We start from the raw sequence: 25,513 nt of genomic DNA on the forward strand, positions 1-25,513 counted from the left end.
CGGACAATAGCTAGGCCGCGGGGACTTAGCCTCAATCGCGCAGCGTACATTTCGTCACGCGCGCCGGTTCGACCTTATTCGACCTGCTTGGCGGGTAAAACAGTGCAGGCGCGGGAATCGGTCAGTCAGCTCGTCTTTTATTTTGTCGTGAGCGTCCACTTCAGCAAACGGTATGCCGATCAGCCGCTGCGGATCGAGCGGAACGCCTTGCGCATCTCATCAGCGAAGATCGCGGGCTGCTCGACGGCCGCGAAGTGGCCACCACGATCAACCTTGTTCCAGTAGAACAGGTTCGGCCACAGCGCCTCAGCCCAGGCCTTCGTCGTCGTGAAAATCTCATGCGGGAACACCGTCGCCGCCATCGGCAGTTCGATTCGGCCGGCATTAGCACCGCGACCGTTCCGCGCGTTCTCCCAGTAGAACCTAGCGGAGGACGCCGCCGTGCCCGTGAACCAGTAAATCGAGATGTCGTCGAGCATCCGGTCGATGCTCAGGGCATCCTCGGGGTTTCCCCGGTTATCGGTCCAGGCCTGGAACTTCTCGTAGATCCAGGTCGCTTGTCCGACAGGCGAATCTGCCAGGCCGTAGGCGATGGTCTGCGGGCGCGTTGCCTGTTCGCGGAAGTAGCCGTAGCCGTCGCCGGTGAAGCGCCTGACGCCGTCGATGGCAAGCTGCTCCTCAGGGGTCGGATGATCGGGAAGCTTATCGGGAACCACCAACTGCCAGTTCACGTGGGCAGCGACGAGCCCGGCTGGCCGCAGATGGCCCAGCGCATGGGTCACGCCGGCTCCCCAGTCGCCGCCTTGGGCGACCCAGCGGGTGTAGCCCAGCCGCTGCATGAGTGTCGCCCAGGCACGCGCCGTCCGCTCGACCGTCCAACCGCCCTCGCGCGGCTTGTCGGACCAGGCGAAGCCGGGCAGCGAGGGGATCACGACGTCGAACGCGTCCTCAGCGCGAGCGCCGTGTGCGGTTGGGTCGGTCAGCGGCCCGATCACGTCCAAGAACTCGGCGACCGACCCCGGCCAGCCATGCGTCAGGATCATCGGCAGCGCGCCCGGATGCTTCGACCGTACATGTATGAAATGAAACCCGAGCCCATCGATCTCGGTGCGGAACTGCGGGATCGTGTTGATCCGACGCTCAAAGCGCCTCCAGTCGTAATGGTCACGCCAATGGGCGATCAGCGCCTTGGCCTTGGCCAGCGGGACGCCCTGCGACCAGTCGGCCACTGTCTCCCGCTCGGGAAGGCGTGCTGTGACCAAGCGCCGCTTCAGGTCGTCTAGCGCAGCCTGCGGGACGGCCACCCGGAAGGGTATGATCGCGGAGCTGGCAGGAGCGAGAACGGGCGTCGCATCTTCAGCAAACGCTTCGGTCGACAAGTCCCCAAGCGTTGCGACTGTGATGCCTTTGACCAGGCCGCGCAGAACCAGCCTGCGCGACGGCGATTTCAGATTATTGAAAGACGATTGCCGGATCATCGGATGGCTCCTTCGAAATAAAGCAGCGTTCGCGGAACGGTCGGGATTCGGACCATTGGGCTAGCTCGCGATCTGGCCGCCACTCCAACGGAGCTCTTCCGAGTTCTCGTCGAGGAAGACGTAGAGGGCCGTGATCCCGCCATCGCGGACGGTTATCACATCGCATCCCGTGTATGCCGGCGCTTCGCCGCGCGGCCCCGAACCCCAGGCGAGCCGACCTGCGTTGTGGAGCACCTGCGGCGCGCCACGCGGCGTGTAGGCGAAGTGTGGTTGTTTCTTGCGGAGATCGCCAGCGAACTTGTCGATCGCCTCTCGTCCGACGATCACGCCCGGCGGGACATAGAGGACGCCGTCCTTCGCCCAGAGTTCGCCGATCGCCGCGCGGCGGCGCTCATCGTTGTTCTCGCCGAAAACCTCCTGCAGGTTCTGGTCGAGCAGCTCACGAATCCGGTCTGCGGACTCAGATGACTTTTTCATAATGAGATCTCCTCGGAAGATGGCCCAGGGGGCTGGCCGCACCTAGGTTTACCCGGCGGCGAATTCGTCCGTCCGTTGTTGCCTTCAGCGAAGCCCGAGTTGCTGCATGACAACGGTGCCCGAGGGGTAGCAGTTGAACGACTGGATCTTGCCGTCCCGGATTTGGAAGACATCGCAGCAAGGTGCGTCCATTCGCTTGCCCGTCGGCTGAACGGTTCCCGACGGGAGGTCGAGTGGCCCCTTGTGGGTGCCCTGTAGCGCCAGCTCCACAACGATCGTGTCGCCGACCTCGAACATGCGAAACAGTTCGCGATGCATGTCGGGAAAGGCCTTCGCATAGACTGCTACCGTCTTGGCCACATCACGGCCTTGGTAGGTGACAGCGATGGATTGGTCAGTCAGCGTACCATCGGGTGTGAAACAGTTGATAAATGCCTCAAGATCCTGGCGCTCGGCGGTCTCGTAGGCCGCGCGGACAATCTTCTCATTCTCAGTCATGTGCTTATCTCCTCTACTGCTCTTCAGACGAGATAGGACTGCACCAGACTGATGTTCAGGCCTCCAATTGCAATGGATTTTTGCTCCCAGTAGAATAATGACCATCATGCGATCCGTCACCGACCTCAATGATCTCTACTATTTTGCCCGGGTCGTGGACTCGGGTTCCTATACGGCTGCGGCAAAAGCATTGGATCTTCAGACTTCGAAACTCAGCCGGCGGGTTACCCGGCTTGAGGAAGAACTGGGCGTGCGCCTGATCAATCGCACGACCCGTCATTTGTCGCTGACCGAAGCCGGTCAGATCTTCCACCGACACTGTGTGGCACTGCTCCAAGAAGCGCAGGCGGCAAGGGATGCGATCGACCACATCCTTGCCAGGCCTCAGGGGCTGGTGCGGATGTCTTGCCCGATCGGGTTGCTGCAGGGGGGGCTCGGCGCCTTGCTCGGTCGTTTCCTGGGCGATTATCCTGAGGTACGCATTGCGCTTAATGCGACCAACCGGCGCGTGGATGTAATCGAAGAAGGTCTCGACCTTGCCATCCGCGTGAGATTGCCGCCGATCGAGGATACCGAACTGGCCATGCGCCAGTTTGGAATTTCAGAGATGATCCTGGTCGCCACGCCCGACCTGGTTCGCACCTATGGGGAACCTGCGGCTATTGGAGACATGGCGGGCATGCCATTGCTGTCAATGGCGGCGCCGGATGGCAGGACCATGTGGCGGCTGACCCACCTGTCCGGGCAGAAGTCAGAACTCGCCATCATGCCCCGGCTTGCGACAGATGATCTTCTGACCCTAAAGGGCGCGGCTTTGGACGGCCTCGGCGCCGCGCTCATACCGGCCCACCTGGTCGCCATGGAAGTCGAGGCCGGAGCCCTCACTTGGCTGCTGCCAGAATGGAAGACGCCCGGCGGCGTCGTGCATGCGGTATTCCCATCCAGACGTGGGATGATACCGGCCGTCCGCGCCCTGCTCGATTACCTGGTGGCTGGCTTCGCGTTACCAAAAGTCGGGACAAGTCCATGAACCGACCTGGCGCGCGTCCGAGCTTCGCTATCAGATGCAGTCAGTTTTGGCCACGGTTCGACGTCGCTGGGTCGCCTTCGGTCAGGCGAACCCAGTTGCCATAAACGAACGCGGCCTGATCGGTTTCGCCCAGCCCGCAGTCCGCCAGAAATCGCCGCGCATCGCCGCCCGGACGATATTGGTAGGGAAAGTCCGTGGAAAACAGCAGCCGGTCCGCTCCGACGATCGCGGCGGCCCTCGCCAGATAGTCGGGCAGGAACATGCCGCTCGCAGTGACGTATAAGTTGCGGCGCAGGTAAGTCGCAATAGGGTGATTCAGTCCCGAGAAGCGGTCCAATGCCGCCAGCCGTTCGGCATAGAACCGCACGACCTCGCCCCAATGGCCGAGGATCACTTGCAAGCCGGGCAACCGATCGAACGTGCCGCTCAGCACCAAACGCAGGAACTGGATGCCCGCATCATAATGCCAGCCGAGACCGAACATGGCGAATACGGCATCGACTTCTACTGAGAAGCCGGAATAATAGGCGGCTCGAACCTCTGGGGGGCGTGCGGGGATGAAGCAGCAAAGGAACGTTCAGCGCGGCTGCGCTCTCGAATAGAGGACGAAGTTCCGGATAGTCGAGATTTCGATGTCCGACCCGACCGCACAGGATGGCTCCCTTGAAGCCAAGGGTTCGGACGCAGCGCTCCAGTTCCAGCGCGGCCTCGTCCGGCATCGCCACCGGCAGCGTCGCCGATGCCTGCAGACGATCGGGTCGCCGCGCGACCGCCTCCGCTACTGCATCGTTGGCGCTTCGTGCGAGACCGACGCTTTCCAGCCCCAAATCGTGCAGCGCCGGCGTGGTCAGCGACAGAACCTGAACGTCGAGCCCGGTCTCGTCCATCAGGGCGATGCGTCTGTCGGCAAGATCAAGCAAACGCCGTTCGAGCTCTCCTGAGTGAATGGAAACGCAAGGATCCGCCGAAGCCAGATCAATCGCATTCCAGGCCTCGCGCACTTCCGCCGTCAGATAGTGCTCCTCGATGCCGGTTAGCTTCATAGGTCTCTTCCCGTCCCTTGAGCGATCACCACGGCACGGTCTCGCCAAACCGGTCGATGAAGCGCAGCCCCGATTTCCCCCGCTGCACGAGCAGCGTTTCGACCAGGGTCGGAATGGTCTCCTCAATGCTGAACGGCGCGTTTGGTCCGCCCAGCGCGGTGCGGATCCAGCCTGGTGCCATCAACACCATCGCACGTGGATCGTCGGCATGGCGGGCGGCATAGCTCCGCATCAGTTGATTGAGGGCGGCTTTGCTTGCGCGATAGACCTCGAAGCCGCCATTGGTGTTGTTGGCGATGCTGCCCTGTCCGGACGACATGACTCCGATGAGACCATCGGCAGCTACCAAATCCTGGAGGCCGTCGACGGCGCGCATCACCCCCAGCGCGTTGGTCAGCATCACGTGCATGAATTCGTCGGTCGAAACCTGGGCGATCGGCGCGGATGCGTCTCTATTGGCTATACCAGAGTTGACAAACAGGATGTCCAAGACGCGGTTTGACAGTTGCTCGTGCAACGCTGAAATCTGCTCAGGCTCGGTGATGTCGAGCGGCGCGATCGTTACCTGATCGGGATGGGCATCGGCGAGCGTGTGTAAATCGGTCCGGCCGCTTTCGCGGACCGTGCCCACGACCTGCCATCCCTGCTTGACGAACTCGATCGCCATCGCATGTCCAAGGCCGCGCGATGCGCCGACAAGCAGTATTGTCCTGGGATGCTCACCCGAAAATCTATTCATGTGGCCGGCCTTTCATCGTTGCCGCCCAATTATGCGTTTGACCACGGGATGCACCAGACGCATAAGACGCAAAGTATGATTGCGCCGAACGCTATGCATTGCGCGAAGCCGCGGTATAATGCTGCTATGAACGCTGTCGACCTGAACCTCCTTACGGCACTGGACGTGTTGCTGACGGAGCGCAGCGTGACGTCCGCTGCCAGACTCTCGGCCTCAGCCCTTCCGCTATGAGTCGGACGCTGGCGCGGCTGCGTTCGGCCACGGGCGACCCGCTGTTGGTACAAGCCGGGCGCTCACTCGTCCCCACCCCCCTATGCCGCGCAACTGGTAGAACGCGTTCACGTCCTCGCCCGCGATGCGCGTGCGGTGCTGACGCCAACCGTAGGGTCACTGGACCTGGCTTCGCTCGACCGAACCTTCACGATTCGCGCCAACGAAGGTTTCGTCACGCTATTCGCTGCGGCGATCGTCACGGCGATTACGCGCGAGGCCCCGCTTGTTCGCCTTCGCTTCGCGCCTAAACCCGACAAGGATGCGACCCCGTTACGGGAGGGAACGATCGACATCGAAGTTGGCACTCAGGGTGTGTCCGCGCCTGAAGTGCGCACCCTGCGGCTCTTTCGCGACCGCTTCATCGGTGTGGCCCGCCTTGGACACCCCTTGCTCGACGGAGCGATGACGCCGCAGCGTTACGCCGCTTGTGGGCATGTCGTCGCATCGCGCCGGGGCGCGTTAACGGGTCCAGTGGACAACGCGCTTCAGGAACTGGGCCTGGAACGCAAAGTCATCGCGGTTGTCCCAGGTTTCCTCGATGCGTTAACGATCGCGCGCCAGTCCGACCTCATCGCGTTGGTGCCGCGCTCCTGTCTTCGCAATGGGGAAGTGGCAGCGCAAGGCCTGGAAGACTTCGGCCTTCCCGTGTCCACGCCCGAACTGACAATCAGCGTGATGTGGCCCCCCCCGCCTCAATGCAGACCCGGCCCACCGATGGTTTCGGCAGAAACTCGCCGCGATCTGTCAGGCGATGCCCTGACGCGAGCCAGACGCAGGCTGCGATTTCAACACGGGCATGGGCATCATCGTCCGGAAAGGCGGAAACCATTTGAGCTTACGAGGGAAGGCGTCTCCGTAGCGATGTTCGTACTAAAACCGACATTGCTTTCGGACCGTACCGCAAGGTAGCAGGCTTCGATAGGCTCTGTTTTTCCGCTGGCCTGGCAGCCTGGGGGTTGGTCCATCAGCTATCCTCACCCAGTACTGTAGACGATGATCCGAATGTCGGGCCTGTCTTCATAAACGAGCACGCTGAGGTGAAAGGTCCGCCAGCCAAAGTTTGCCGAATGCAATTCCTTTCGGCTGTCGCCAATTCGGACGATTTCCGGGTCGCTCCACCATTTCTTCGCAAGCGGAAACGCATCCACTATCTCATCCAGCAAACCGCGAAGGATCGGATCCGAGCCGCCGGTAAGGTAGTCATGACGGGCTTTGAGGAACATAAGTCGGGCTGTCGATTGCCAGTCACGCACGCTTTTCCGGTAAGCGTCGGAAAAAAACACGATGCGAAGAATGTTCGGGTTTTGCTCACCGAACATCGGAAACTGCTCAGACGCCGCCTTGTTGAAGGCCAAGACATCCCACCTTTTGTCGAGAATGTAGGCGGGGTCGGAAAGAGCGTTGATCATGGTCAAAAGCCCGGCGGGCAACTCTGAAACCTGCGCTTGAGACCGCCGGGCCACCCGACCAGCCAAAGCGTAAAGATGCTCCTGCTCGGCACGGTCGAGCCGAAGACCGCGGACCAGGCGATTGAGGAAATCATCGGAAACCTGAATATCGCGCCCTTGCTCGAACCACGTGTACCAAGTGATGCCAACGCCAGCTAAGGTCGCGACCTCCTCGCGGCGAAGACCCTTTGTCCGTCTGCGGGGACCGGGACTTATGCCAAGTTCTTCGGGTGAGGCTTGCTCGCGACAATACCGAACGAACTCCGACAGCTCGTTTCGCGCCGCTGGTCGTGCCAATCGCTCCGCCGTCATCCAAGCATCCCCAGCTATTACTTTAGTAACAGGATAAAAGTCATATAGTAACAGTCTAAACCTCCCGATATTGTCTTGGCAACAGGGAGAAGTTCATGTCGGTTTCGGTTGTCGGCCTTGGGAGAATCGGGACCGCCGTTGTCCCCCACCTTCTCACTCTCGGCGAAGAGGTGCGGGTTTGGAACCGGTCGCCTGCCGCTGTCGAAAAGATGGTGGCGTTGGGCGCAACTCCGCTGAATGACGTCCGCGCCGCGTTCGCTTCCGAACTGGTCTTGTCCATCCTGTTCGACGATGCCGCCGTTCGCGAGGTCATCACGCACGAGGCAATTGCTTCGGCGACTGGTCGAGAGACTCTGCACGTCTGTCTGTCAACGCTGAGCCCAAATCTCGCCGATGAGCTTACCTTGGCGCATCAGAATGCGGGCATGGGCTATCTCGCTGCTCCGCTGTTCGGACGACCCGAAGCTGTTGAGCAAAAGGCCGCCAATATATGCGTCGCCGGCGACCCCGCGCTGCTTGAAAAGGCGCGTCCTTATCTCGAGAGTTTTGGTCGCGTCTGGGCACTAGGCAATGAGCCTCGTCAAGCGAACGTCGCGAAGCTCTGCGGCAACTTCCTGATCGGCGCCGCGGTCGCAGCCATGGCGGAAACGACGGGAATACTGAAGGCCGAGAAAGCAGATGCCGACGCCTTCATGACCCTGATGACAGAAACCATATTTGCGTCGCCAATCTACAAAAACTACGCGCGATCCATCACCGGTGCTCGACCGCTTCCTGCGAGCGGACTTGCGATGCCGATCAAGGATATGGGGCTGCTGGCGGCGATCTCCGCAGAAAATCAATTGAGCAACCGAGTTCTGAAGGCCCTCCGCGAAAGCCTGTCCCGAGCGCAAGACATGGGCTTTGGAGCAGAGGACTGGTCTACCGCATTGGGGCGTTCGGCTCGAATGGCCAGCGCGGTTGCATAGATGATCATCCCTAGAAGTGAGGGCACACCATGCTAGCAGCCTATTATGATCGGCAAGGGACCGCCGACGACGTTCTTGTGGTTGGGGAACTTGCCGATCCCGAACCCGGTTTCGGCGAGGTCCGCGTGAGGGTCGCGATTTCCAGTGTCAATCCGACCGATATCAAAGCCAGGACTGGCTTTGCCGGTGCGCCGATGGCGTTCCCCCGCATCGTTCCCCATCACGATGGCGCAGGCACGATCGACAAGATCGGCCCCGGTGTCCCCGAAGCACGGCTCGGAGAACGGGTTTGGCTTTACCGCGCGCAATACGGCCGGCCCTATGGAACCGCTGCAGAGTTCGTGGTGCTTCCAAGCAACCTGGCAGTCCCTTTGCCGGACAACACCTCGTTCGAGACCGGCGCCTGTTTGGGCGTGGCGGCGATTACCGCGCATCGATGCCTGTTTGCCGATGGAGATGTCCGCGGGCGGCGAGTTCTTGTCCAGGGCGGCGGCGGCGCTGTCGGCACTGCCGCGATCCTTCTCGCAAAGTGGGCCGGGGCATGGGTCGCGGCGACCGTCAGCCGCCCGGAACAGGAGAAGGTGGCACTCGACGCTGGCGCCGACCTCGTCATCAACAGGCATTCCGAAGATGTTGCTGCGGCCATCAGGAACGCTACCGGAGATGCCGGCGTCGATCGGATTGTTGACGTTGATCTCGCCAACAATGTCGACGTCGACATCGCATGTCTGGCGCCAGGCGGGGTTGTCACGGCCTATGCGACAGAAGATCCCACAGCCAAGCTGACGATGCCGTTCCGGACAGCGATGTTCGGGAGCTATGTGTTTCGCTTCGTGTTTTTCACCACCATTCCGGACGCGGCCTTTCAGTTGGCCGTTAAGGAGGTGACGGCATGCGTTGCGGCAGGTCGCTATCGGCCTCACATCGGCCTCGAAGTTCCAATGCAGCACATTGCCCAAGCGCATGCAGCCCAGGAATCCGGAAAGATCGTCGGCAAAATTCTTGTCCGGGTCGGTGATTGAAAGTGCCGGGCAAGAACGTGCTCATCGGCAGTCAACCGGTCAGGACAATTCCGGTCGGCGTGGTCGCGGTAGGCAGCCCCCGCAATCAAATAACTTCTAAACATCGGGGAGAAAACATGGACCATTCTATCGCTGCCTGGCAGCCCGATCTCGGTCAACCACTTCAGTTGGCCCCCATTGAAGCGCCGCAACCCGGTCCGAACGAAATCCTTGTCCGAAACAGGGCAATCGCCATCAATCCAGTGGACTGGTTGCTGCAGGACACCGCGCTGTTCCCATGGCTGGACTATCCCGCGATCCTCGGCAGCGATGTCGCAGGAGATGTCGTTGCGGTCGGCACCAATGTCGTGAGATTCAAGGTTGGCGACCGCGTCCTTGGGCAAGCGGTTGGGGCGACCACAAATCGGCCTGCGCACGGCGCTTTTCAGAGCTTTACCCTAGTCCTCTCAAACATGGCTTCGAAAATACCGTCGAATATTTCCTATGTGAATGCCGCCGTCCTGCCTCTCGGCCTCGGTACCGCGGCTTGCGGCTTGTTCGAAAAGAACCACCTTGGCTTGGAACACCCGTCGTTGACGCCGAAAGCGACAGGAAAGACCATCCTGGTCTGGGGCGGCTCATCGAGTGTCGGGTGCAATGCAATCCAGCTCGCTGTTGCTGCAGGCTACGAATGCATCACTACGGCATCGCCGCATAACATGGACATGGTGAAGAGCCTGGGCGCTACGCTCATGTTCGACCATGCCGATAAGTACGTGGTAGATCAGGTGGTGGAAGCTCTGCGCGGAAGAGAGTTCGTTGGCGCCCTCCATGCGACAGGAAATATCCAGGATTGCTTTTCTGCAGTCAGCGTTTGCGACGGGAGACGGTTCGTGTCGACAACGCTGCCTCCTCCAACGGACTTAGCTGCCGGCGTTGAAACCAGACTAATCTTTGGGACCAGCCTCAAAGATAACGAGGTCAGCAAAATCGTGTATGTCGACTTTCTCGCCGATGCGCTTGCCGGAGGTAAATTCCAGCCCGCGCCACCGGCGCAGATCGCTGGCCACGGCTTGGAAAGCCTCCAGACCGCCCTGCACACTCAGAAAAGTGGGATGTCAGGCGCAAAAATAGTGGTGAGTCTGGAGGCATAGGCGAACGGCTCCGGCATACGGTGGAAATGCCGCGTGAGCTAGTTCCGGCATGGGCGCCATCCCGTTGAATCAGGGCATACTTGAATCGCGGGGCCAATGTCAGACGCAGTTGAAATGATGCAGTAGCTCGTCAGATTTTCCAAACCCGCCGTTCGTGGGCACCTTCATCAAGCCGCATACAAGAGATGTCTCTTTCAAGAACGGGCCGATCAATCGCCCAACAATGAATGAGATTGATCGTGCCACGGATCGAAGCCACGAAAATTGAAAGAACGATCCGGAACCGCCAGCTTCGAGAGATTGTGCCTCTGGCCGGCAGCATATCGAGATGGAGGCACGTGGCGAGTTCCTCGCCGGTCCGTGACCTGTCCAGTTCTGCAGTGCCACGGCCTCAAAATATCAGCTTCCCCCGAGTGATGATCTCGGTAGCCTTCATGACAATTCCCTCAATGAATACCCCCCATTGAGTAGGCGGTGCCGTCTTGGCATTCCTCTTCTCTGCCGCCTCACCAAGGATGCGGGCCTCCTGACCTCGGGTTCTCTGGAATTCCTCCTTGTTATTTTCGGTAAAGCCGTGCGCGATGACGTCGCACAGCGCCCTGGCATCCTTCAGCGCCATGCTGATTCCTTGTCCGCCAGGTCCATAGGGATGTGCGGCATCCCCGCATAAGATAGTCCGGTCGCTGAACCATCGGACCGGGGACGTTCCATTATAGACAGGGCCGTAGGCCAATATGGCGTCGGCGTCCTTGGTGAACTGGTCGAATTTGCTGCGAAGCTCAGGGCTCCATCGTTCAGCGCGTCTCGCCAGTTCTGCCTCGACACCCGCTCGCGTTGCCAGGCCGGCCTCCGCTTCGGGCATGGGAATATGCGTCCACAGGAATACGCTCGGCTTCGTGGCTGTCTCGTGCGCCTTCCCGCAGGAGGCGATTCCGACCTGTTGGCCGGGATAGTGGTAGAGCGTCATTTCGACGTTGGCATCGTCACGGATAATGAGCCCGATCCCCAGATATCCGGCATAGGTCTTGGTTGACCCCTGGCCGGGGTTCAGGAACTGCCGGACCGTTGAACCCACGCCATCTGCCCCGACGAGCAGGGTGCCGGTAACGGTTTCCCGCGAGTGCGACGTCACTTCGACCCCGCCGTCCCGTTCGGTTAGACTGGCGACCTTGAACCCGGTTGTCACCGGAATGCCGAGGGCCTGTGCGCGCTTCATCAGTTTTTCATGGAGCGCCAGCCGCGTGACGATGATTGCGGAGGGAGCAATCTCCCGAGCGGAGAAGCTGGCGGACAGGCAGCCAAAGCGCATGTCCACTCTCTTTGTGGCCTCGCCCACAGGGGGCAGTTTTATCAGGTTCAGGATGGCGACACCCTCGGCGGATACGCGCACGCCGCTCGTCGGCCCATCGAACCGTTCCCTCGCTTCGAGAACCTGACAATCGATATTCTGTTCGGCAAGCATGATGGCGAGGCTGAGACCAGCCACCCCCGCGCCGATGATGATCACTTTTGGACTGTGCATTTGAATTCCGGACAGGAGGGACGATTTTCGAGGCTATCCAATAGCAGAGCCCGGCCGAAGAATCGATACATTGTATCGTTCGATGCAATGTATCGAAACATACGTCGCATTGGTCGAATTTGGATGCTATCCTGCCGGTATGTCGAAGAATGCATCCAGCATGCCCTGGGAGCGTCCGGAGCCCCGGCCGCGTCCCGCCCCTGTGCCGCTCAGCCGCGACGCCATAGTCCGTACCGCCATCGCGTTGGCGRATGCCGAAGGGCTTTCGGCGGTGACCCTGCGCAACGTGGCAACCGCGCTGGGTGCAGGTCCCATGCGGCTTTATGGCTACATCGCCACCAAGGAGGATCTGCTTGCGCTAATGATCGACGCGGTCTACGCGGAAATGCTCGCCGAAAAAGAGACACCCGCGGATGAATGGCGCCTGCAAATCGCTACACTTGCATGTGCCTTGCGGGGTGCCGCATTCCGCCACCCCTGGTTCATCGCCTTGTTGGGCGGAAGGCCGCATCAAGGCCCCAATGCCCTGGCGTTCACCGAGGCTATGTTGGCAGCAGTCGCAGATGCGCCTAGCCTCGACGGGATTGATGCGATTTTCCAGGCGGCGAAGGTTATCGGCGCCTATGTCCTCGGTGCGGTCCGCGACGAGACTGCCGAAGCGGTCGCAGTTTTGGAAAGCGAGATGACCAAAGCGGAATGGCAAGCCGAAAACTGGCCGTATATGCAAAGAATGATCGCGACTGGACGCTTCCCGATGCTCGCCAGGGTCATCAGTGAAATGGATCATCCCACGCCTGAGGCAGTTTTTTACGAGGGCCTCGAGTGCGTCCTCGACGGGATTGCGCGAAGATCTCCGAACTGAGGGGTGGGCTAGGCCTCGAGGACGGATCAGGCTCGCGGCACAGCTTCTATTTTGCGTCACCCTTTCAGTTCGCTTTCAGCACTAGGACTCAAAAACACCACATGACGCTCGCGACGAGATGGATCCTGCCGAGGAAGATGGCGGCGGGGCGGTGATAGCGTGTGGCGAGGTGTCGGCAGGGTGATGTCACGTTGTTTGGCTGAAGCCGGACGAAGCGCTTGCCGTTGAGCTCAGGTAGCTGTGCCGATTGCGAGCGCCGATATGACCGATCGGCCGTCGGCTCGAGACATCGATCCAAGAACCGGCTCGCCTCCGGCGAAGGCACAGGCGAAGTGCGGCCGCGTGCACGATTCTCTCGTGGCCGCTCAACGCGTTGTGGATCCAGCGGTACACCATGTTCTTGCCCGCGGATGCCTATGTGGCCTCGCTAGCTGCGTACGATCGCGATTTCTCTCACGGGCAAGCGACGCCGCATAGGCAGAAGATCAACGGAGCGCGTTCGCCGGAGGTAGTCGGTCCCGCCTTACGCATTGCGGCGCTTCTCTAATCGGCGGGGTGAGGTCAAGCTCCTTTCGAGCTTTTTCCTGGGCGGGACGAGGCAAGATCATCGTCCGCAGTCGGCCCATCGCGGTCATGGCACACGCAGCAAAGGCCGACCAGTGGTGCCGAATTTGGCCATTCGGCAAATCAACTCGCGAAGTAGCGCGTTGGCGTTGTGCCCAATGCCTTCTTGAACATGACGATAAAGGCGGTAGCCGATTCGTATCCCAAGTCGCTCGACACCCTCTGGACCGTCGCGCCGCTGGCCAGTTCGCGCAACGCGATGATCAGGTGCAGTTGCCGCCGCCATCGGCCGAAGGTCAGCCCCGTTTCCTGGACCATCAGCCGCTTTAAGGATCGCTCACTCATGGCAACGTGTGCCGCCCAATCGACCAGGGTGCGACGGTCGCTCGGCTCCGCCATCAGGGCAGCAGTGATCGCGGCGATTTTGGGATGGCTGGACGCGGGTAAGTCCAGCCCCTGTATCGGCATTTGCGCGAGTTCATCCAGCAAGACCCGCACCATGCGGCCGACATGGTCGTCTGGAGCATAGTTGACCGATACATCTGCCAGTCGGAGGATCATCTCGCGGAGCATCGGCGACACAGACAAAGTGCAGCACTCCTGCGGCAGCGTCGCCGCGTCTGGTTGAACGAACAGATAGGACAGGCGTGCGTTGGACGTGACCTGGTTGCTGTGGGGCACGCCGCCGGGTATCCAGACTCCGCAGTCCGGTGGGACAATCCAGAGGCCATTTTCCGTCTTGCAGGTGACCGCCCCGTGCAGGGCCAAAATGAGCTGCCCTTGCTTGTGCCGGTGCTGGGGCACCTCAGCTTCATAGTCACTGAAGTCGAGGCGGACAGCGAAGGCCGGGCGATCTGACCAGTCGGGATCGAAGTCGTCGTAGCAGGAGCGCAGCAGCTTTGCGGATTGGCCCGATTTGGAGATCATTTGGCATTATCTCCAAATTCGTGCGCCCTGCAATAGTCTACTATCGGGCGATCAACCACCGAAAGGAGACTGTTATGCGAATTTCTGTCGTCGGCGCAACGGGACGAGTTGGCGCCAAGCTGACCCGGACCCTGCTGAGCGCCGGGCATCAGGTCAGAGTGTTGTCGAGAGGTGGCCCCGCGCTCGACGCACTGGTCGAGCTCGGAGCAGAGCCATTCCTGGGAAGCTTTGACACTGGAGCGGGAGACCTTGACCAATTTTTCCAGGATGCGGATGCCGCCTTTCTCATGGTGAAGACCGATTGGAACAACATCGAGGGACACTACCCCGCTGTTGCCCAGCGCTTCGTCGATACGCTCGAAAAATCCTCCGTCAAACTGGCCGTAAGCCTGACGGCCATGGGGTCGGACGTGAAGGGGAAGACGGGTCATTTCGAGTGCTTTCACGATCTGGACCAAAAGCTCAACGAACTCGGCAATATCAATTTGGTCCACCTGCGCGCCGCATGGTTCATGGAAGATCTGCAGGCGTGGACGGCACCGGTTGCCAAATACGGTCGAATTGCCTGGTTCTGCAAACCTGATTTGAAGATGCCTTGGGTAGCGACCGATGACATCGCATGGCTGGCAGCGAAGGAACTGACCAATCCGACGGGCAGACACCGCGTCTATCTCGAAGTCGGCTCGGAAGATGTCTCGATGAACGAACTGGCCGTGATCATTGGCAAGGAGATCGGCAGGCCGGTGGAGTACCGATACATCGAGACGACCCGCAAAGACGTGGAAGCCGAATTTCTGGCGCGGTTCGGGACGCCGGAGAAATGGCAGGACGACACTCTGAGTGCTGACGCTTTGAACAATGGCATCGTAAGGTTCCATGGGGAGCACGAGGATCGTCCGAAATTGCCCACAACGATGGAGCGGTTCATTGGTGATGTTTGGAAGCCGCGTTACTTGGAGGCGGTCAGAGCGGGAGACCAACGAGAGACGTTTCCCATGTGGACCGCCAGAGACTAGCTGGATGTCATGCTGGTTCTTTTGAATTGTCCCAGCAATTTTCAGTCCTTACTGGATGCTGTCGCAAATTATTGCGGTAGCTATATGACCGCAATTGGCGCTCCAGCCGAAATCGCGGCATCGTCAACTTAACGGAATGTGGAATTCGATGTGCGATGACGGGCCATGAAAGACCGTGTCCACTCTATCGCCGCCATCGCTTTCCCGCTGAAATCATTGCCCACGCGGTGTGGCTCTATTTCCGGTTTCCCTCTCAGCCTGCGAATGGTCGAGGGTTTGCTGGCTGCCCGTGGGATCATCGTCTCGCATCAAACGGTCCGGCTTTGGGCCGAGAAATTCGGACATGCCTTCGCCAACGAGATTCGCCGCCACTCAGCCGGCCGGCTCGGCGACAAGTGGCACCTCGACAAGGCCGGCATTTCGATCCGGGGCAAGAAGCGCTGGCTGTGGCGTGCCGTGGATCAGGACGGGTTTGTTCTGGAGGTGTTGGTGCAAAGCCGCCGCAATGCAAAGGCGGCCAAACGCCTTATGCGTAGGCTCTCAAAGAGCCAGGGCCGAGCGCCGCGGAGACCGTGCTGGCAATCGATCATCAATTGCTCAGGTTTGCCCCGCTTTGCAGTCAGTTCGGCCAGGATACGATTGAACACGCCAAGCCTGCTCCATCTGATGAAGCGGTTGTAGATCGTCTTATGCGGGCCGTATTCCTTCGGAGCGTCGCGCCATCGCAGCCCGTTGCGCAAAACGAAGATAATACCGCTCAAAATCAGCCGGTCATCAACGCGCGGAACGCCGTGAGACAGCGGGAAATACGGCTCGATCCGGCGCATTTGCGCCTCCGACAACAACAGCAGATTACTCATTGCAACGGCCTCCTTTCGATCCCAATGAATCAAAGGCAGTAGGCCACCGCAAGCTATTTAATAGGTCCTGAGCCTAGCTTGCTTTTCGGACGATTATGCTCAGCGCGATGTCGATCATCGTCGTCGTGGCGATGATCGTCGGCATCGTTATCATCAGTGCGATTGATGCTGACATGCCGATCATTGTCGTCGGCTTCATCTTCGATGAGCGGCGTGAGAAACATCCACATCCATGTCGGAAGCGCCGTAATCCCCGTTGCTAAATCGGCTTTGATAGCCGCTCCCACAGCGGGATTCTTAAAAAGCTTGGCAAGTTTGCTCTTCACGTGTTCACTCTCTCCTTCGCGGCCTAAAAGATCGCGAAGCCAGTGCAGCGCTTGAACGACGCGCATCGCAGGGCGCCCAGCCCAGAATAACTTGCTGGCGGCGGTCGGACGAAAGGTGATCGTGACATTACCAAGCTTAATTGGCCGCCGACGTGCATCAGTATGAACAACGATTTTTGCCGGGACAGCGTCAATCAACCCAAGGTTGTTTGTTGCTGTCATGCCATCTACAAGCATCCGAGTCTGGTCGCGACGCCCGACGACCGCCTTGCTGGCGAGTGATGTGAAGCGAGAATATCAAAAGCGTCCGTAGCCGTTCAGAGTTCTATGGCTGACGGCTCTCATCCCGTCGACCACATATAGCGTACCAGACGCGATCTATGACCATCATCTGAGAAGCGACATAAACGCCGGCGCCTGCGGCTGAAGAGCGGTGGTCCTGAGCTCCATCGTTAGGTGCAACCTCATTGTTTTTGCCAAAACTGAGAACGACCACGTTATTCCGATAATTTTGATGGCACAAATGCCTTCAAGCGAAACAATCGGCCGTTCCCCTGGTCAGGCGGCTTTCTGAGCCTCGATCTGGGGCGTGGTCACCTGTTTTGGGATGGACGTGTTCGTCTGGATCTCGATTTTGCGGGGCTCCAGGGCCTCGGGGATTTCGCGAACGAGGTCAACTGACAACAGTCCGTTCGTCAGATCGGCACCAGAGACGCGAACGTGATCAGCGAGTTCAAAACGGTGCTCGAAGGGCCGACCGGCGATGCCACGGTGCAGAGAGCCTTCTACCCTGCGCTTCGGGTAATTGGATTATAGTCGCTCTGGCAAGCGCCGCCTGAGATTGTGCCTCAACGTGCCAACTGAACCATCCAATCTGCTCCAACGGCCCGCCTTTCGTCCGAGGGTAACGCGTCGGTCGATCTGTTGCGAACGTATTGCCTGGGCGAAGCATGCATGACCCGTTTGAAAGCCGCGCTGAAGGCGCTTTCTGATTCATAACCCAGTGATTGCGCAATGGTCGACACCGGATCGCTGGAGGCGGCGAGCCGGTCTGCCGCCAACAGCATCCGCCAGCGCGTTAAGTAGTCTATCGGCGTCAGTCCAACCGTTCCGCGGAATTTCATCGCAAATCTTGAACGAGACATACCGGCACATTTTGCGAGCGATTGGAGGTCCCAGCGATGGGAGGGATCCCGATGCATCGCATTGATAGCCAAACTTATCTGAGGATCCGACAGCGCGAACAGCCAGCCTATCCTGGGGCCGGACTGGTCCGTTATGTGCAGTCTCAGCGCTTGCACGAGCATCATGCTAGCGAGATTTTGGGCGACGAGATAGCCGCCTGGCTGGGGATTTGACAGCTCTTCCATCATGCGCTGAACCGACCAACGAAGAGTAGCTTGATCGGATTTCTCCCGCAGATGTAAGATGGGAGGAAGCATATCCAGGAGCAGGTCTGCCGAGCCGCTCGCCAAGGTAAAATAGCTACCGACAAGGAAGAAATCACCGCCGCCATTGTAAGTCAGGACGCCGTCTTGGCGCTTTTCAGCGTAGAGTGCCGCGGCGTCAATTGGCGCGAGTTTGGTGTCGCTAGCCAGCCGAAAAGCCCGCCCGTTCGGTAACAGGAAGCCGTCGCCTGATTTCAGGAAGACCGGATCGAGAACGCCATCCACTACCAGCCAGCACGCGCCAGAAGTGACCGCGTAACATTTGATGCCATTGTTGCGCGGGAACTGGATGGACCAGTCACCCCCGGCGGCGAAACCACCGGACACATGGCTTCGAGGTTTTAGCAGTGAGAGCATATCGGAGAGCGGGTCTGTGAGCATCGGATACGATCGCGACAATAATAGCTACTTTCCAGCATAGCACGTATCGCGGCGACATGTATAACTTTGGCTAATGAAGAACCGCACGCATGACGCGAGCCTCAGAAAATCTCGAAGCCTAGCGAGAGGATAACTGCGAAATGAAAGCAATTATATTCGATGCGACACAACCGCGTGGGATTGGTTTCGGCGAAGTGCCAGACCCAATGCCGACGCAGGCCCAAGCCCTTATCGAGGTCCATGCTTTCTCGCTCAACTTCGGCGATGTTGCTACGCTGGCTCGGGGAAAGCCCGGCGACATACCGGGGTGGGATGCGGCTGGCGTGGTCGTTCGTCCCGCTGCTGACGGGTCGGGACCAAAGGCAGGCGCTCGCGTAAGCAGTTTCGGTTGGGGCGGCGCATGGGCGGAACTTCGGGCGGTTAACACCGGCGAACTCGGCGTGGCAACACAGGACGTTGACTTCGCCGCCGCAAGTGCGCTGCCGGTCGCCGGGGTTACGGCGCTGCGAGTCGTGCGTACATTCGGCACTTTGATCGGCAAGCGCATTCTTGTTACCGGCGCTTCTGGTGGGGTCGGTCGCTTCGCTGTCCAACTCGCGCATCTGGCTGGCGCCCACGTCATCGCCAGCGTCGGGTCAGTGGGACGAGGCGTAGGGCTCGTTGAGCTTGGTGCCGATGAAGTCGTCGTGGGGCTCGATGGCATAGCGGCACCTGTAGACGGAGTGATCGATAATGTGGGCGGCGCGCTTTTGACTGGTGCGATGCAATTGCTGGCCAGGGGCGGCGCTTTGCAGAGCGTGGGCGTATCGTCAATCGAGCCGAGCACGATCGATTTCGCCCAACAACGTTTACCAGATGGCCGCAGGGCTGCAGGGAGACGGATCGAGGTTTTCGGCGTCGGCTCCGGCTTTGGTCAAGATCTCGGCTACCTTCTGACACTGGTGGCGCAGCGGCGGCTCAACGCCTGTATTGGCTGGCGTGGCGATTGGCAGCAGGTTGCTGAAGCTGTGGACGCGCTGCTTGGCCGCCAGGTCAATGGCAAAGCGGTTCTAGACATTCGCAGGAGTGGTCAGTGAGCCTCCCTATTCACCATTGGCCGGAACAGTGGGTAAGTTTGAACAATAGGCTTCACGCCCAAATGCCGGTTTCACGGCGTCAAGTTTTTAGTGGCGGCGGCCCATTTGGCTTCTCCTGTTACGTTTGATCTCCGATGGCATCAAGTTCAGATAATGTGTCTTCGTCGAGCTCGATCGAAGCAGAAGCGATGTTCTCTTCGAGATGCGAAAGGCGCCCTGCGCCTCTCATCCCGGCGGTGCGACGAAGGCCTTCTCCGGGAACGCCCTGCCAACCACCTCCAGGAATGCGCGCACCTTGGCGCCGACCAGGCGGCGTGAACTTTGCAGCGCCCAGATCTCCACGGGCGGCCCGGCTTGTTTCCCCCAATAGGCAAGCCTGCCGGCCTCGATGTCTTCGGCAACAAGGAGCTTGGGCAGCATGGCTGCACCGGCGCGTGCCAGCACGGCATCGCGGACCATCAGTAGCGACGAGAGGCGGAGAACCGGGGCCGGCCGCAGGACAATGTCCGCCTCCGTTCCGGACTTGATACGCCAGAGGGTCCCGGGCGGTGTTGCGGAGAGCAGAACGGCCTTTACCGTCGCTTCCTCGCCATCCACGCTGGGGGCGGGGCGGGGCATGCCGGGTGGTGCAACGATCAGCCGTTCATCGTTGAGGAAACGGCGGCCGACGAGGCGTTCGTCCGGCGATGGGTCGATCCGGATGATCAGATCGTAACCATCCTCAACCGGATCGACCCTGCGGTCTTCCGCAACGATTTCGAGCTGGACCTCCGGAAAGGCCAGCGCAAATCGCGCACCGATGCGGGGCAGCGCGACATGCGCGAAGACGACCGGCGCGCTCACCCGCAGCCTGCCTCTCGGCGTGGATGCGCCAAGCACGACCGCTTCTCCGGCCTCGGCGATTTCGCTCAGCAGCCCGTGCGTGCGCTCATGCAGCGCCCGTCCCTCGTCCGTCAGTCGCAGATTTTGGGGTCCGCGCTCGATCAGCCTCACCCCGAGGCTCTCCTCCAGTTCGGCGACCCGCCGCGACAAGGTGGCTTTCGAGCGGCCGGAGACGCGGGCGGCGCGGCCGAACCCACTATTTGCAGCGACAAGGTCGAAGTCGGACAAAGCCTGAAGATCCATCATCGTGTTCCGTATTTGAGACAAGCAATATCGATATTGGCACCTTCTCAACGACAATGAAACGGCTACCTTCTCCCTCATCAGATGCAGACACACCAACACCAGGAGATTTCGACATGAGCATTCTCGTGACAGGCAGCACAGGAACCATCGGGGCGCAGGTCTTGGCCCATCTTCAAACGCGCAACGCCGATGTTCGCGCTCTGACGCGCTCGCCCGAGACGGCGCAGTTTTCTGCTGGTGTGACGGCGGTCCGCGGCGACCTCGCCGATCCGGATTCGGTGCGCGCAGCGCTCGAAGGCGTCAGCACGCTGTTCGTACTGGCCCCAAATGTCGCGGACGAACTGACGCAGGCGATGCTGACGCTGACAGTCGCCCATGAGGCCGGCATCAAGGGCATCGTCTATCTCTCGGTGTTCGGCGGCGACGCCTATGCCGACGTGCCGCATTTTGCGGGTAAGTACACGGTGGAACGTATGATCGAGGCGCTTGATCTGCCCGCGACGGTTCTGCGGCCCGCCTATTTCATCCAGAACGATCTTCGTCAGAAGGACGGGCTGCTGAAGGCCGGCGTTTATGCCTCGCCGATCGGCGCGAAAGGTGTGTCGATGGTCGATATCCGTGACATCGGCGAGGCCGCCGCGATCGAACTGGTTCGCCGTGAACAGGCCGTAACGCCGCTCGGCCGCGAAACCTACGCCCTAGTTGGTCCCGACAGCCTGACCGGCGAAGGCATCGCCACAATCTGGAGCGAAGCCCTTGGCAAAGCGATCCGTTATGGCGGTGACGATCTCGTCGCTATGGAGCAGCGCACCAAGACCATGCTGCCCGCTTGGCACGCGCTTGACCTGCGCCTGATGTTCAGCCGCTATCAGACGGAAGGCGCTGTGGCGAGCGCCGACGACCTGGCACGTCTGGCCAAGCTGCTCGGTCGCGCCCCACGCTCCTATGCCGCTTTTGCCAAGGATGCCGCGACCCAATGGTCGAAGGGCTGAGCCCGTATACCATCCACGACTGAACAAAGGAAACCTGCCATGATCACCATCCAACCCCTGTTGGCCGAAGATGCTCCGGCCGTGGCCGCGATGCGTCAGGCCGCCTCGGCTCATAAGGGCGATGCACTTGGCCCCGAGGCGCGTCCGATGTTCGACGCCATGTTTGCCGCAACACCGGCTGCGGCGGATGTCCGGGTCGAGGCAGCGACGGTCGGCGGCATTGCCGGCTTCTGGGTCCGGCCAGCGAATGCAAGGCCGAGTGCGCGCATCCTTTATCTTCACGGTGGCGGCTATGTGCTCGGCTCGGCCCAGGCATTGGCCCATTTCGCGGGGCAAATCGCCGTACGCGTCGGCGCCGATGCCTTCGTCCCGGACTACCGGCTGGCCCCCGAGCACCCGTTCCCGGCCGCTATCGACGATGCGGTTGCCGCCTATCGCGGTCTTGTCGCGGAGGGAGAGGAAGGGATCGCGGTCGTTGGCGACTCGGCGGGTGGCGGTCTGACGCTGACGCTGCTGTCGATCCTCGCCGCCGACAAGACCGGGGGCATGGTGCAGCCGGTCGGCGCGGCAGTTATGTCGCCCTGGACCGACCTGGCACTGACCGGCGACAGCTTCGAAACCAGGGCCGAGGCAGACCCGATCTTCACGCGCGGCGTCCTCCAGGGTTTTTCCGACATGTACCTCCAAGGCGAGGATGCCACCCAGCCCAAGGCATCGCCGCTTTACGCCCCACTGGCCGGCCTCCCGCCCGTTCGCATCGATGTCGGCGACAACGAAGTACTGCTCTCCGATTCCATCCGCTACACTGAGCAGGCACAAGCGGCGGGCGTGGAGGTCACGCTTGCGGTCTGGGAGGGCATGCCGCATGTCTTCCAATCTTCGCTCGGCCAGTTTCTCGCGGCCGAGCAGTCTCTGAATGCCATCGGTGATTTCCTACGCCAGCGGCTCGAAGCCTTGGCCAAAGCCGCCGTCCCTTCCAACCCGCTCAAAGGAGCTTGATCATGACGCGCGTATTGTTTGTAGGCCAGAAGCCTGAAACCGTAGACTTCTCCGATCCCTCTTTGCCACCGGGATTCAATGCTGAAAAAATCCAGGCGGGCATCGACATCGCCGAGACGACTATGACCGAGCGCGGTTGGGACGCCGACATCTGCATGATCGCTCCCGACGACAGTGGCATCGCCACATTGGCATCGCAGCTGGCGAAAGTGGGCTACAATTGCGTCGTGGTCGGCGGCGGTCTGCGCATCCCGCCAAAGGGATTGCCGTTCTTCGAGAAGGTCGTCAACGCGATCCACCAGGGCGCACCGAAGGCAGCGATCGCATTCAACACCCGTCCCGAAGATACGGCAGAGGTCGCGGCGCGGTGGATCGGCGCGGATTGAGTGCAAGATCAGGTTGTCGATGTGGGAGGGCATGCAGCTGTCTTCCAATCTTCCCTCGGCCGGTTTCCCGCGGCCGAGCGGGCCGTTACCGCCATAGCTGATTTTACTCCGCCAGGGGCTCAGCAATGCTTCCCGTCCATCAGCACAACTTCGCAGGTTTGACATGAAAATTCTGGTATTGGGCGCGACCGGCGCCACCGGCCTGCTCATCGTCGGCAAGGCCGTCGCAGAGGGATACGCGGTCGTCGCTCTCGTTCGCTCGAAGGTGAAGGCCGCGGATCTCGCCGGCGCCGAACTGATCGAAGGCGATGCCCGCGATCCCGCTGCTTTGACCGGCGCCATCGCTGGTTGCGATGCCGTCGTCAGTTCGTTGGGTACGGCCATGAGCCCGTTCAAGGAAGTGACCCTGCTCTCGACGGCGACCCGCGCACTGGTCGGCGTCATGGAGCAGCAGAATGTTCGTCGTCTGGTGTGCATCACCGGGCTGGGCGCCGGCGACAGCCGCGGTCATGGCGGCTTCTTCTTCGACCGGCTGTTTTTGCCCCTGATATTGCGAAAGGTCTATGAAGACAAGGACCGCCAGGAAGATGCGATTCGGACCAGCAAGCTCGACTGGACCATCGTCCGGCCGATGGTGCTCAACGACAAGCCGGCGCGCGGCGGCGTCAAGGCGTTGACCGACCTGTCCGGCGTCCATGGTGGTTCTATCGCCCGAGCCGATGTTGCCGAGTTTGTTGTGCAGCAACTCACCGCCGATACCTGGCTGCGCAAGGCGCCGCTGATCACCTGGTAGCCTCTGGAGCGAGGTCGGGATCAGGGCTTGAAAACCAGATTCTATGGCCGACAGACGAAAAAAGCCAGTTGCCCTTCTCGTCTAGCGGATCGTTGAACTTGGCCTTCTTTAGTCATTTGTAACGGGCTGCCCGAGGCGACATCCTTGTGGCAGTCTCTCCAGTTTGTGGGGTGATGCCTTCTTCAGCCATTCTCGACAGCCGACGCCGCCCGCCGGATCACGTCAACGACGACTGTGGGCTGAGAAAGCATCGGTACGTGGCTGCGTGCCACCTCCGTGACAGTCGCTCCCATGCGCTTCGAAACCCAGCATTGAAGATCAGGGTGCACTGTATGATGTTTCGTCGCCAGTACATACCAACTCGGCTTCGATTTCCAGGCAATGCGGTGGGCAGTTAGGCTCTGCTGGTTGAACAGATCAAAGACGGGCGCATAATGGGTGGCCCAGATGAGCTTGTGCTCTTCCGCCGATAGATCGCCTGCAAAGAATTCCGTACCGTTTGGAAGCATCCAGGCCCATCTGCGACCTCGACGCCGGAGAAGATGTCGGATGGATACTTCTCCAGCTGGTCTTGCACGGTTTCACCGATGTCCGGGGCGACGGCGGCGACGTAGACAAGACCGATCACACGCTCATCGACGCCCTTAGCGGTGATCGTTGCGCCACCGTAGGAATGGCCGACGCGGTTGAGCGTGCGCTTGACCGTCGCCACATCCTCTTCGAACGAGTCCAGGCCATATTGGACGGCAATCACCTCGTGTCCGTCTGCCTGGAGCGCTGGGTCACCTTGCTGAAGCATGAGCCGTCGGCCCAAACACCATGGCAGAAAATTATGGTAAGCTTGGATGGAGTTGCCATTTTTGTTTCTCCTTCGTTGATATCAGCCGAAGCTAGATTTCCCTTCCATAGGTGACAAAGACTTTGCACGCTCGACCTATGCCTTGAAGGTATAGCGAGGGATCGGATGGAACTCCGCCATTTGCGTTATTTCATTGCCGTTGCTGAAGAAGGCAACTTTCTGACCGCTGCCCAGCGGCGACTAAATATCTGTCAGCCGTCATTGAGCCGGCAGATCCGCGATCTTGAACTTGAAGTCGGCGTAGAGCTGTTCGAGCGGCAGGCGCGCGGCGTTGTGCTGACCCCTGCTGGGCGTGTCTTTTTGGATCACGCTCGGCTGGCGCTTCCGCAGGTCGAGGCGGCGAGCGAAGGCGCCCGGCAAACAGCGCGACCGAAAAGGCCCGTGCTTACTATGGGGTTTCTGGTTGGGCTTGAGGTCACGTGGCTACCTCACCTGTTGCGCATGATCCGCGAGGAAGCACCTGAGACCGAAATTACACTATCTGCTCAGTCCTCCCCAGACCTGGCTCTTGCGTTGATGCGCGGAAAGCTGGATGTAGCCTTTCTTCGTCCCGAGCAGAAAAGCTTGGGCGTTGCAGCAGAGGGGACTCAAGCGTGACGTCGCCGTATCGGTAACACATCAGCCGTTTTTTGGCGTTTTGGCCAGCTCTTGGTTCGGGTTTTCAGGCTGCGGGAACCTGCGGGAGCATCTGATGAATGAGCCATCCCTGACGCCATTGGTCCTACTGGTCGAAGATCAGCCGCTGCTTCGCGTCGAGGCCGAGGATATCCTCAAGGGGCGGGGCTTTCAGGTAATTTCCGCGATGAGTGGCAGCGAAGGGCTGTCGCGGCTGGATCAAGACGCGACCCGGTTTAGCGCCGTGATCACCGACGTGCGGCTTGGCGATGGTCCAAAGGGTTGAGACATTGCCCGCCGTGCCCGCGAGTTGGTGCCGACCATGCCGTTGGTCTATG

The 25,513-nt window shown here is 60.2% G+C and carries 24 protein-coding genes and 6 pseudogenes; 15 read left to right on the forward strand and 15 right to left on the reverse strand.

Annotation, left to right across the window (positions count from 1 at the left end):
- Positions 1-179: 179 nt before the first annotated feature.
- The 3 genes from AC1D3C_RS04960 to AC1D3C_RS04970 form a co-directional block, all read right to left on the reverse strand.
- Complete coding sequence (locus AC1D3C_RS04960) at positions 180-1,478, reverse strand: epoxide hydrolase family protein (RefSeq protein ID WP_040125204.1); 1,299 nt, start codon at positions 1,476-1,478, stop codon at positions 180-182.
- 60 nt (positions 1,479-1,538) lie between these two features.
- Positions 1,539-1,955, reverse strand: a complete 417-nt coding sequence (locus AC1D3C_RS04965) for a nuclear transport factor 2 family protein (protein WP_051900573.1) — start codon at positions 1,953-1,955, stop codon at positions 1,539-1,541.
- Positions 1,956-2,039: 84 nt separating this feature from the next.
- The gene (locus AC1D3C_RS04970; protein WP_040125202.1) at positions 2,040-2,453 is read right to left on the reverse strand and encodes a nuclear transport factor 2 family protein; all 414 of its coding nucleotides are present in this window, start codon (positions 2,451-2,453) and stop codon (positions 2,040-2,042) included.
- Positions 2,454-2,559: 106 nt separating this feature from the next.
- Between AC1D3C_RS04970 and AC1D3C_RS04975 the strand changes: the two genes are divergently transcribed.
- Positions 2,560-3,483, forward strand: a complete 924-nt coding sequence (locus AC1D3C_RS04975) for a LysR substrate-binding domain-containing protein (RefSeq protein WP_247035048.1) — start codon at positions 2,560-2,562, stop codon at positions 3,481-3,483.
- Positions 3,484-3,523: 40 nt separating this feature from the next.
- Here the strand turns inward: AC1D3C_RS04975 and AC1D3C_RS04980 are convergent, their stop codons facing one another.
- The 3 genes from AC1D3C_RS04980 to AC1D3C_RS04990 are packed head-to-tail and all read right to left on the reverse strand — an operon-like array spanning position 3,524 to position 5,265.
- A complete protein-coding gene (locus tag AC1D3C_RS04980) occupies positions 3,524-3,967 on the reverse strand; it encodes an amidohydrolase family protein (protein WP_477482108.1) in 444 nt (147 codons plus the stop codon).
- Complete coding sequence (locus AC1D3C_RS04985; protein ID WP_477482109.1) at positions 3,942-4,526, reverse strand: amidohydrolase family protein; 585 nt, start codon at positions 4,524-4,526, stop codon at positions 3,942-3,944. The genes AC1D3C_RS04980 and AC1D3C_RS04985 overlap by 26 nt, the downstream gene beginning before the upstream one ends.
- 25 nt (positions 4,527-4,551) lie before the next feature.
- Positions 4,552-5,265, reverse strand: a complete 714-nt coding sequence (locus tag AC1D3C_RS04990; RefSeq protein WP_040125197.1) for an SDR family NAD(P)-dependent oxidoreductase — start codon at positions 5,263-5,265, stop codon at positions 4,552-4,554.
- 126 nt (positions 5,266-5,391) lie between these two features.
- Between AC1D3C_RS04990 and AC1D3C_RS04995 the strand changes: the two are divergent.
- Positions 5,392-6,298 (forward strand): annotated as a pseudogene (locus AC1D3C_RS04995) (LysR family transcriptional regulator).
- Positions 6,299-6,512: 214 nt separating this feature from the next.
- On the opposite strand, the gene AC1D3C_RS05000 reads toward AC1D3C_RS04995, so the two are convergent.
- Positions 6,513-7,298, reverse strand: a complete 786-nt coding sequence (locus AC1D3C_RS05000; protein ID WP_051900571.1) for a helix-turn-helix transcriptional regulator — start codon at positions 7,296-7,298, stop codon at positions 6,513-6,515.
- Positions 7,299-7,393: 95 nt separating this feature from the next.
- Here AC1D3C_RS05000 and AC1D3C_RS05005 point away from each other — a divergent pair, with 95 nt between their 5' ends.
- Genes AC1D3C_RS05005 through AC1D3C_RS05015 form a run of 3 tightly spaced genes read left to right on the forward strand, consistent with a single transcriptional unit; the run spans position 7,394 to position 10,421 of the window.
- Positions 7,394-8,266, forward strand: coding sequence for an NAD(P)-dependent oxidoreductase (locus AC1D3C_RS05005; protein WP_040125195.1), 873 nt, complete (start codon positions 7,394-7,396; stop codon positions 8,264-8,266).
- Between the two features lie 29 nt (positions 8,267-8,295).
- Positions 8,296-9,288 (forward strand): NADPH:quinone reductase, encoded by a 993-nt coding sequence (locus AC1D3C_RS05010; protein ID WP_040125193.1) that lies wholly within the window; start codon positions 8,296-8,298, stop codon positions 9,286-9,288.
- A gap of 2 nt (positions 9,289-9,290) precedes the next feature.
- Entirely contained in the window at positions 9,291-10,421 is a 1,131-nt protein-coding gene (locus AC1D3C_RS05015; RefSeq protein WP_244447630.1) for a zinc-binding alcohol dehydrogenase family protein, read from the forward strand.
- A 391-nt stretch (positions 10,422-10,812) separates the two neighbouring features.
- Here the strand turns inward: AC1D3C_RS05015 and AC1D3C_RS05020 are convergent, their stop codons facing one another.
- Positions 10,813-11,943, reverse strand: a complete 1,131-nt coding sequence (locus tag AC1D3C_RS05020) for an FAD-dependent oxidoreductase (protein ID WP_040125189.1) — start codon at positions 11,941-11,943, stop codon at positions 10,813-10,815.
- Between the two features lie 139 nt (positions 11,944-12,082).
- Between AC1D3C_RS05020 and AC1D3C_RS05025 the strand changes: the two genes are divergently transcribed.
- A complete protein-coding gene (locus tag AC1D3C_RS05025; RefSeq protein WP_477482110.1) occupies positions 12,083-12,805 on the forward strand; it encodes a TetR/AcrR family transcriptional regulator in 723 nt (240 codons plus the stop codon).
- Positions 12,806-13,492: 687 nt separating this feature from the next.
- Here the strand turns inward: AC1D3C_RS05025 and AC1D3C_RS05030 are convergent.
- Positions 13,493-14,296, reverse strand: coding sequence for an AraC family transcriptional regulator (locus AC1D3C_RS05030; protein ID WP_040125187.1), 804 nt, complete (start codon positions 14,294-14,296; stop codon positions 13,493-13,495).
- A 74-nt stretch (positions 14,297-14,370) separates the two neighbouring features.
- Between AC1D3C_RS05030 and AC1D3C_RS05035 the strand changes: the two genes are divergently transcribed.
- Positions 14,371-15,312: an NmrA family NAD(P)-binding protein gene (locus AC1D3C_RS05035; protein ID WP_040125186.1), complete on the forward strand. Its 942-nt coding sequence runs from the start codon at positions 14,371-14,373 to the stop codon at positions 15,310-15,312.
- Positions 15,313-15,467: 155 nt separating this feature from the next.
- Positions 15,468-15,879 (forward strand): annotated as a pseudogene (locus AC1D3C_RS05040) (IS6 family transposase); the annotation flags it as partial.
- 5 nt (positions 15,880-15,884) lie between these two features.
- On the opposite strand, the pseudogene AC1D3C_RS05045 reads toward AC1D3C_RS05040, so the two are convergent.
- The 4 genes and pseudogenes from AC1D3C_RS05045 to AC1D3C_RS05060 all read right to left on the reverse strand — a co-directional run.
- A pseudogene (locus tag AC1D3C_RS05045) lies at positions 15,885-16,172 on the reverse strand (transposase); the annotation flags it as partial.
- A gap of 53 nt (positions 16,173-16,225) precedes the next feature.
- Complete coding sequence (locus tag AC1D3C_RS05050; RefSeq protein WP_244447575.1) at positions 16,226-16,720, reverse strand: DUF6088 family protein; 495 nt, start codon at positions 16,718-16,720, stop codon at positions 16,226-16,228.
- 336 nt (positions 16,721-17,056) lie between these two features.
- Positions 17,057-17,284: pseudogene (locus tag AC1D3C_RS05055) on the reverse strand (Hsp20 family protein); the annotation flags it as partial.
- 62 nt (positions 17,285-17,346) lie between these two features.
- Entirely contained in the window at positions 17,347-18,327 is a 981-nt protein-coding gene (locus AC1D3C_RS05060; RefSeq protein WP_040125184.1) for an AraC family transcriptional regulator, read from the reverse strand.
- 140 nt (positions 18,328-18,467) lie between these two features.
- Between AC1D3C_RS05060 and AC1D3C_RS05065 the strand changes: the two genes are divergently transcribed.
- Complete coding sequence (locus AC1D3C_RS05065; protein WP_040125182.1) at positions 18,468-19,403, forward strand: zinc-binding dehydrogenase; 936 nt, start codon at positions 18,468-18,470, stop codon at positions 19,401-19,403.
- Positions 19,404-19,628: 225 nt separating this feature from the next.
- Here AC1D3C_RS05065 and AC1D3C_RS05070 read toward each other — a convergent pair whose 3' ends face one another.
- Entirely contained in the window at positions 19,629-20,528 is a 900-nt protein-coding gene (locus AC1D3C_RS05070; RefSeq protein ID WP_040125850.1) for a LysR family transcriptional regulator, read from the reverse strand.
- A 116-nt stretch (positions 20,529-20,644) separates the two neighbouring features.
- On the opposite strand from AC1D3C_RS05070, the gene AC1D3C_RS05075 reads away from it, so the two are divergent.
- The 4 genes from AC1D3C_RS05075 (at position 20,645) to AC1D3C_RS05090 (ending at position 23,701) form a co-directional block, all read left to right on the forward strand.
- Positions 20,645-21,523: an NmrA/HSCARG family protein gene (locus AC1D3C_RS05075; RefSeq protein ID WP_040125181.1), complete on the forward strand. Its 879-nt coding sequence runs from the start codon at positions 20,645-20,647 to the stop codon at positions 21,521-21,523.
- A 39-nt stretch (positions 21,524-21,562) separates the two neighbouring features.
- Positions 21,563-22,522 (forward strand): alpha/beta hydrolase, encoded by a 960-nt coding sequence (locus tag AC1D3C_RS05080; protein ID WP_040125179.1) that lies wholly within the window; start codon positions 21,563-21,565, stop codon positions 22,520-22,522.
- Positions 22,523-22,524: 2 nt separating this feature from the next.
- Positions 22,525-22,908, forward strand: coding sequence for a hypothetical protein (locus tag AC1D3C_RS05085; protein WP_040125177.1), 384 nt, complete (start codon positions 22,525-22,527; stop codon positions 22,906-22,908).
- 163 nt (positions 22,909-23,071) lie between these two features.
- Positions 23,072-23,701: an SDR family oxidoreductase gene (locus tag AC1D3C_RS05090; RefSeq protein WP_051900569.1), complete on the forward strand. Its 630-nt coding sequence runs from the start codon at positions 23,072-23,074 to the stop codon at positions 23,699-23,701.
- 182 nt (positions 23,702-23,883) lie between these two features.
- Here the strand turns inward: AC1D3C_RS05090 and AC1D3C_RS05095 are convergent.
- Positions 23,884-24,559: pseudogene (locus tag AC1D3C_RS05095) on the reverse strand (alpha/beta hydrolase).
- A gap of 106 nt (positions 24,560-24,665) precedes the next feature.
- On the opposite strand from AC1D3C_RS05095, the pseudogene AC1D3C_RS05100 reads away from it, so the two are divergent.
- Positions 24,666-25,136: pseudogene (locus AC1D3C_RS05100) on the forward strand (LysR family transcriptional regulator); the annotation flags it as partial.
- A gap of 115 nt (positions 25,137-25,251) precedes the next feature.
- A complete protein-coding gene (locus AC1D3C_RS05105) occupies positions 25,252-25,461 on the forward strand; it encodes a response regulator (RefSeq protein WP_157885324.1) in 210 nt (69 codons plus the stop codon).
- Positions 25,462-25,513 lie beyond the last annotated feature (52 nt).

It is taken from the genome of Neorhizobium sp. P1_A6, from assembly GCF_056406795.1.

Coding starts and splice junctions, on each gene's coding strand:
- AC1D3C_RS05060 (WP_040125184.1), bottom strand. CDS start 18,327: ATGCTCACAGACCCGCTCTCCGATATGCTCTCACTGCTAAAACCTCGA.
- AC1D3C_RS05005 (WP_040125195.1), top strand. CDS start 7,394: ATGTCGGTTTCGGTTGTCGGCCTTGGGAGAATCGGGACCGCCGTTGTC.
- AC1D3C_RS05070 (WP_040125850.1), bottom strand. CDS start 20,528: ATGGATCTTCAGGCTTTGTCCGACTTCGACCTTGTCGCTGCAAATAGT.
- AC1D3C_RS05065 (WP_040125182.1), top strand. CDS start 18,468: ATGAAAGCAATTATATTCGATGCGACACAACCGCGTGGGATTGGTTTC.
- AC1D3C_RS04990 (WP_040125197.1), bottom strand. CDS start 5,265: ATGAATAGATTTTCGGGTGAGCATCCCAGGACAATACTGCTTGTCGGC.
- AC1D3C_RS05105 (WP_157885324.1), top strand. CDS start 25,252: ATGAATGAGCCATCCCTGACGCCATTGGTCCTACTGGTCGAAGATCAG.
- AC1D3C_RS04970 (WP_040125202.1), bottom strand. CDS start 2,453: ATGACTGAGAATGAGAAGATTGTCCGCGCGGCCTACGAGACCGCCGAG.
- AC1D3C_RS05035 (WP_040125186.1), top strand. CDS start 14,371: ATGCGAATTTCTGTCGTCGGCGCAACGGGACGAGTTGGCGCCAAGCTG.
- AC1D3C_RS04980 (WP_477482108.1), bottom strand. CDS start 3,967: ATGTTCGGTCTCGGCTGGCATTATGATGCGGGCATCCAGTTCCTGCGT.
- AC1D3C_RS05020 (WP_040125189.1), bottom strand. CDS start 11,943: ATGCACAGTCCAAAAGTGATCATCATCGGCGCGGGGGTGGCTGGTCTC.
- AC1D3C_RS04960 (WP_040125204.1), bottom strand. CDS start 1,478: ATGATCCGGCAATCGTCTTTCAATAATCTGAAATCGCCGTCGCGCAGG.
- AC1D3C_RS05050 (WP_244447575.1), bottom strand. CDS start 16,720: ATGACAGCAACAAACAACCTTGGGTTGATTGACGCTGTCCCGGCAAAA.
- AC1D3C_RS04965 (WP_051900573.1), bottom strand. CDS start 1,955: ATGAAAAAGTCATCTGAGTCCGCAGACCGGATTCGTGAGCTGCTCGAC.
- AC1D3C_RS05030 (WP_040125187.1), bottom strand. CDS start 14,296: ATGATCTCCAAATCGGGCCAATCCGCAAAGCTGCTGCGCTCCTGCTAC.
- AC1D3C_RS04985 (WP_477482109.1), bottom strand. CDS start 4,526: ATGAAGCTAACCGGCATCGAGGAGCACTATCTGACGGCGGAAGTGCGC.
- AC1D3C_RS05010 (WP_040125193.1), top strand. CDS start 8,296: ATGCTAGCAGCCTATTATGATCGGCAAGGGACCGCCGACGACGTTCTT.
- AC1D3C_RS05085 (WP_040125177.1), top strand. CDS start 22,525: ATGACGCGCGTATTGTTTGTAGGCCAGAAGCCTGAAACCGTAGACTTC.
- AC1D3C_RS05075 (WP_040125181.1), top strand. CDS start 20,645: ATGAGCATTCTCGTGACAGGCAGCACAGGAACCATCGGGGCGCAGGTC.
- AC1D3C_RS05000 (WP_051900571.1), bottom strand. CDS start 7,298: ATGACGGCGGAGCGATTGGCACGACCAGCGGCGCGAAACGAGCTGTCG.
- AC1D3C_RS05090 (WP_051900569.1), top strand. CDS start 23,072: ATGAAAATTCTGGTATTGGGCGCGACCGGCGCCACCGGCCTGCTCATC.
- AC1D3C_RS04975 (WP_247035048.1), top strand. CDS start 2,560: ATGCGATCCGTCACCGACCTCAATGATCTCTACTATTTTGCCCGGGTC.
- AC1D3C_RS05080 (WP_040125179.1), top strand. CDS start 21,563: ATGATCACCATCCAACCCCTGTTGGCCGAAGATGCTCCGGCCGTGGCC.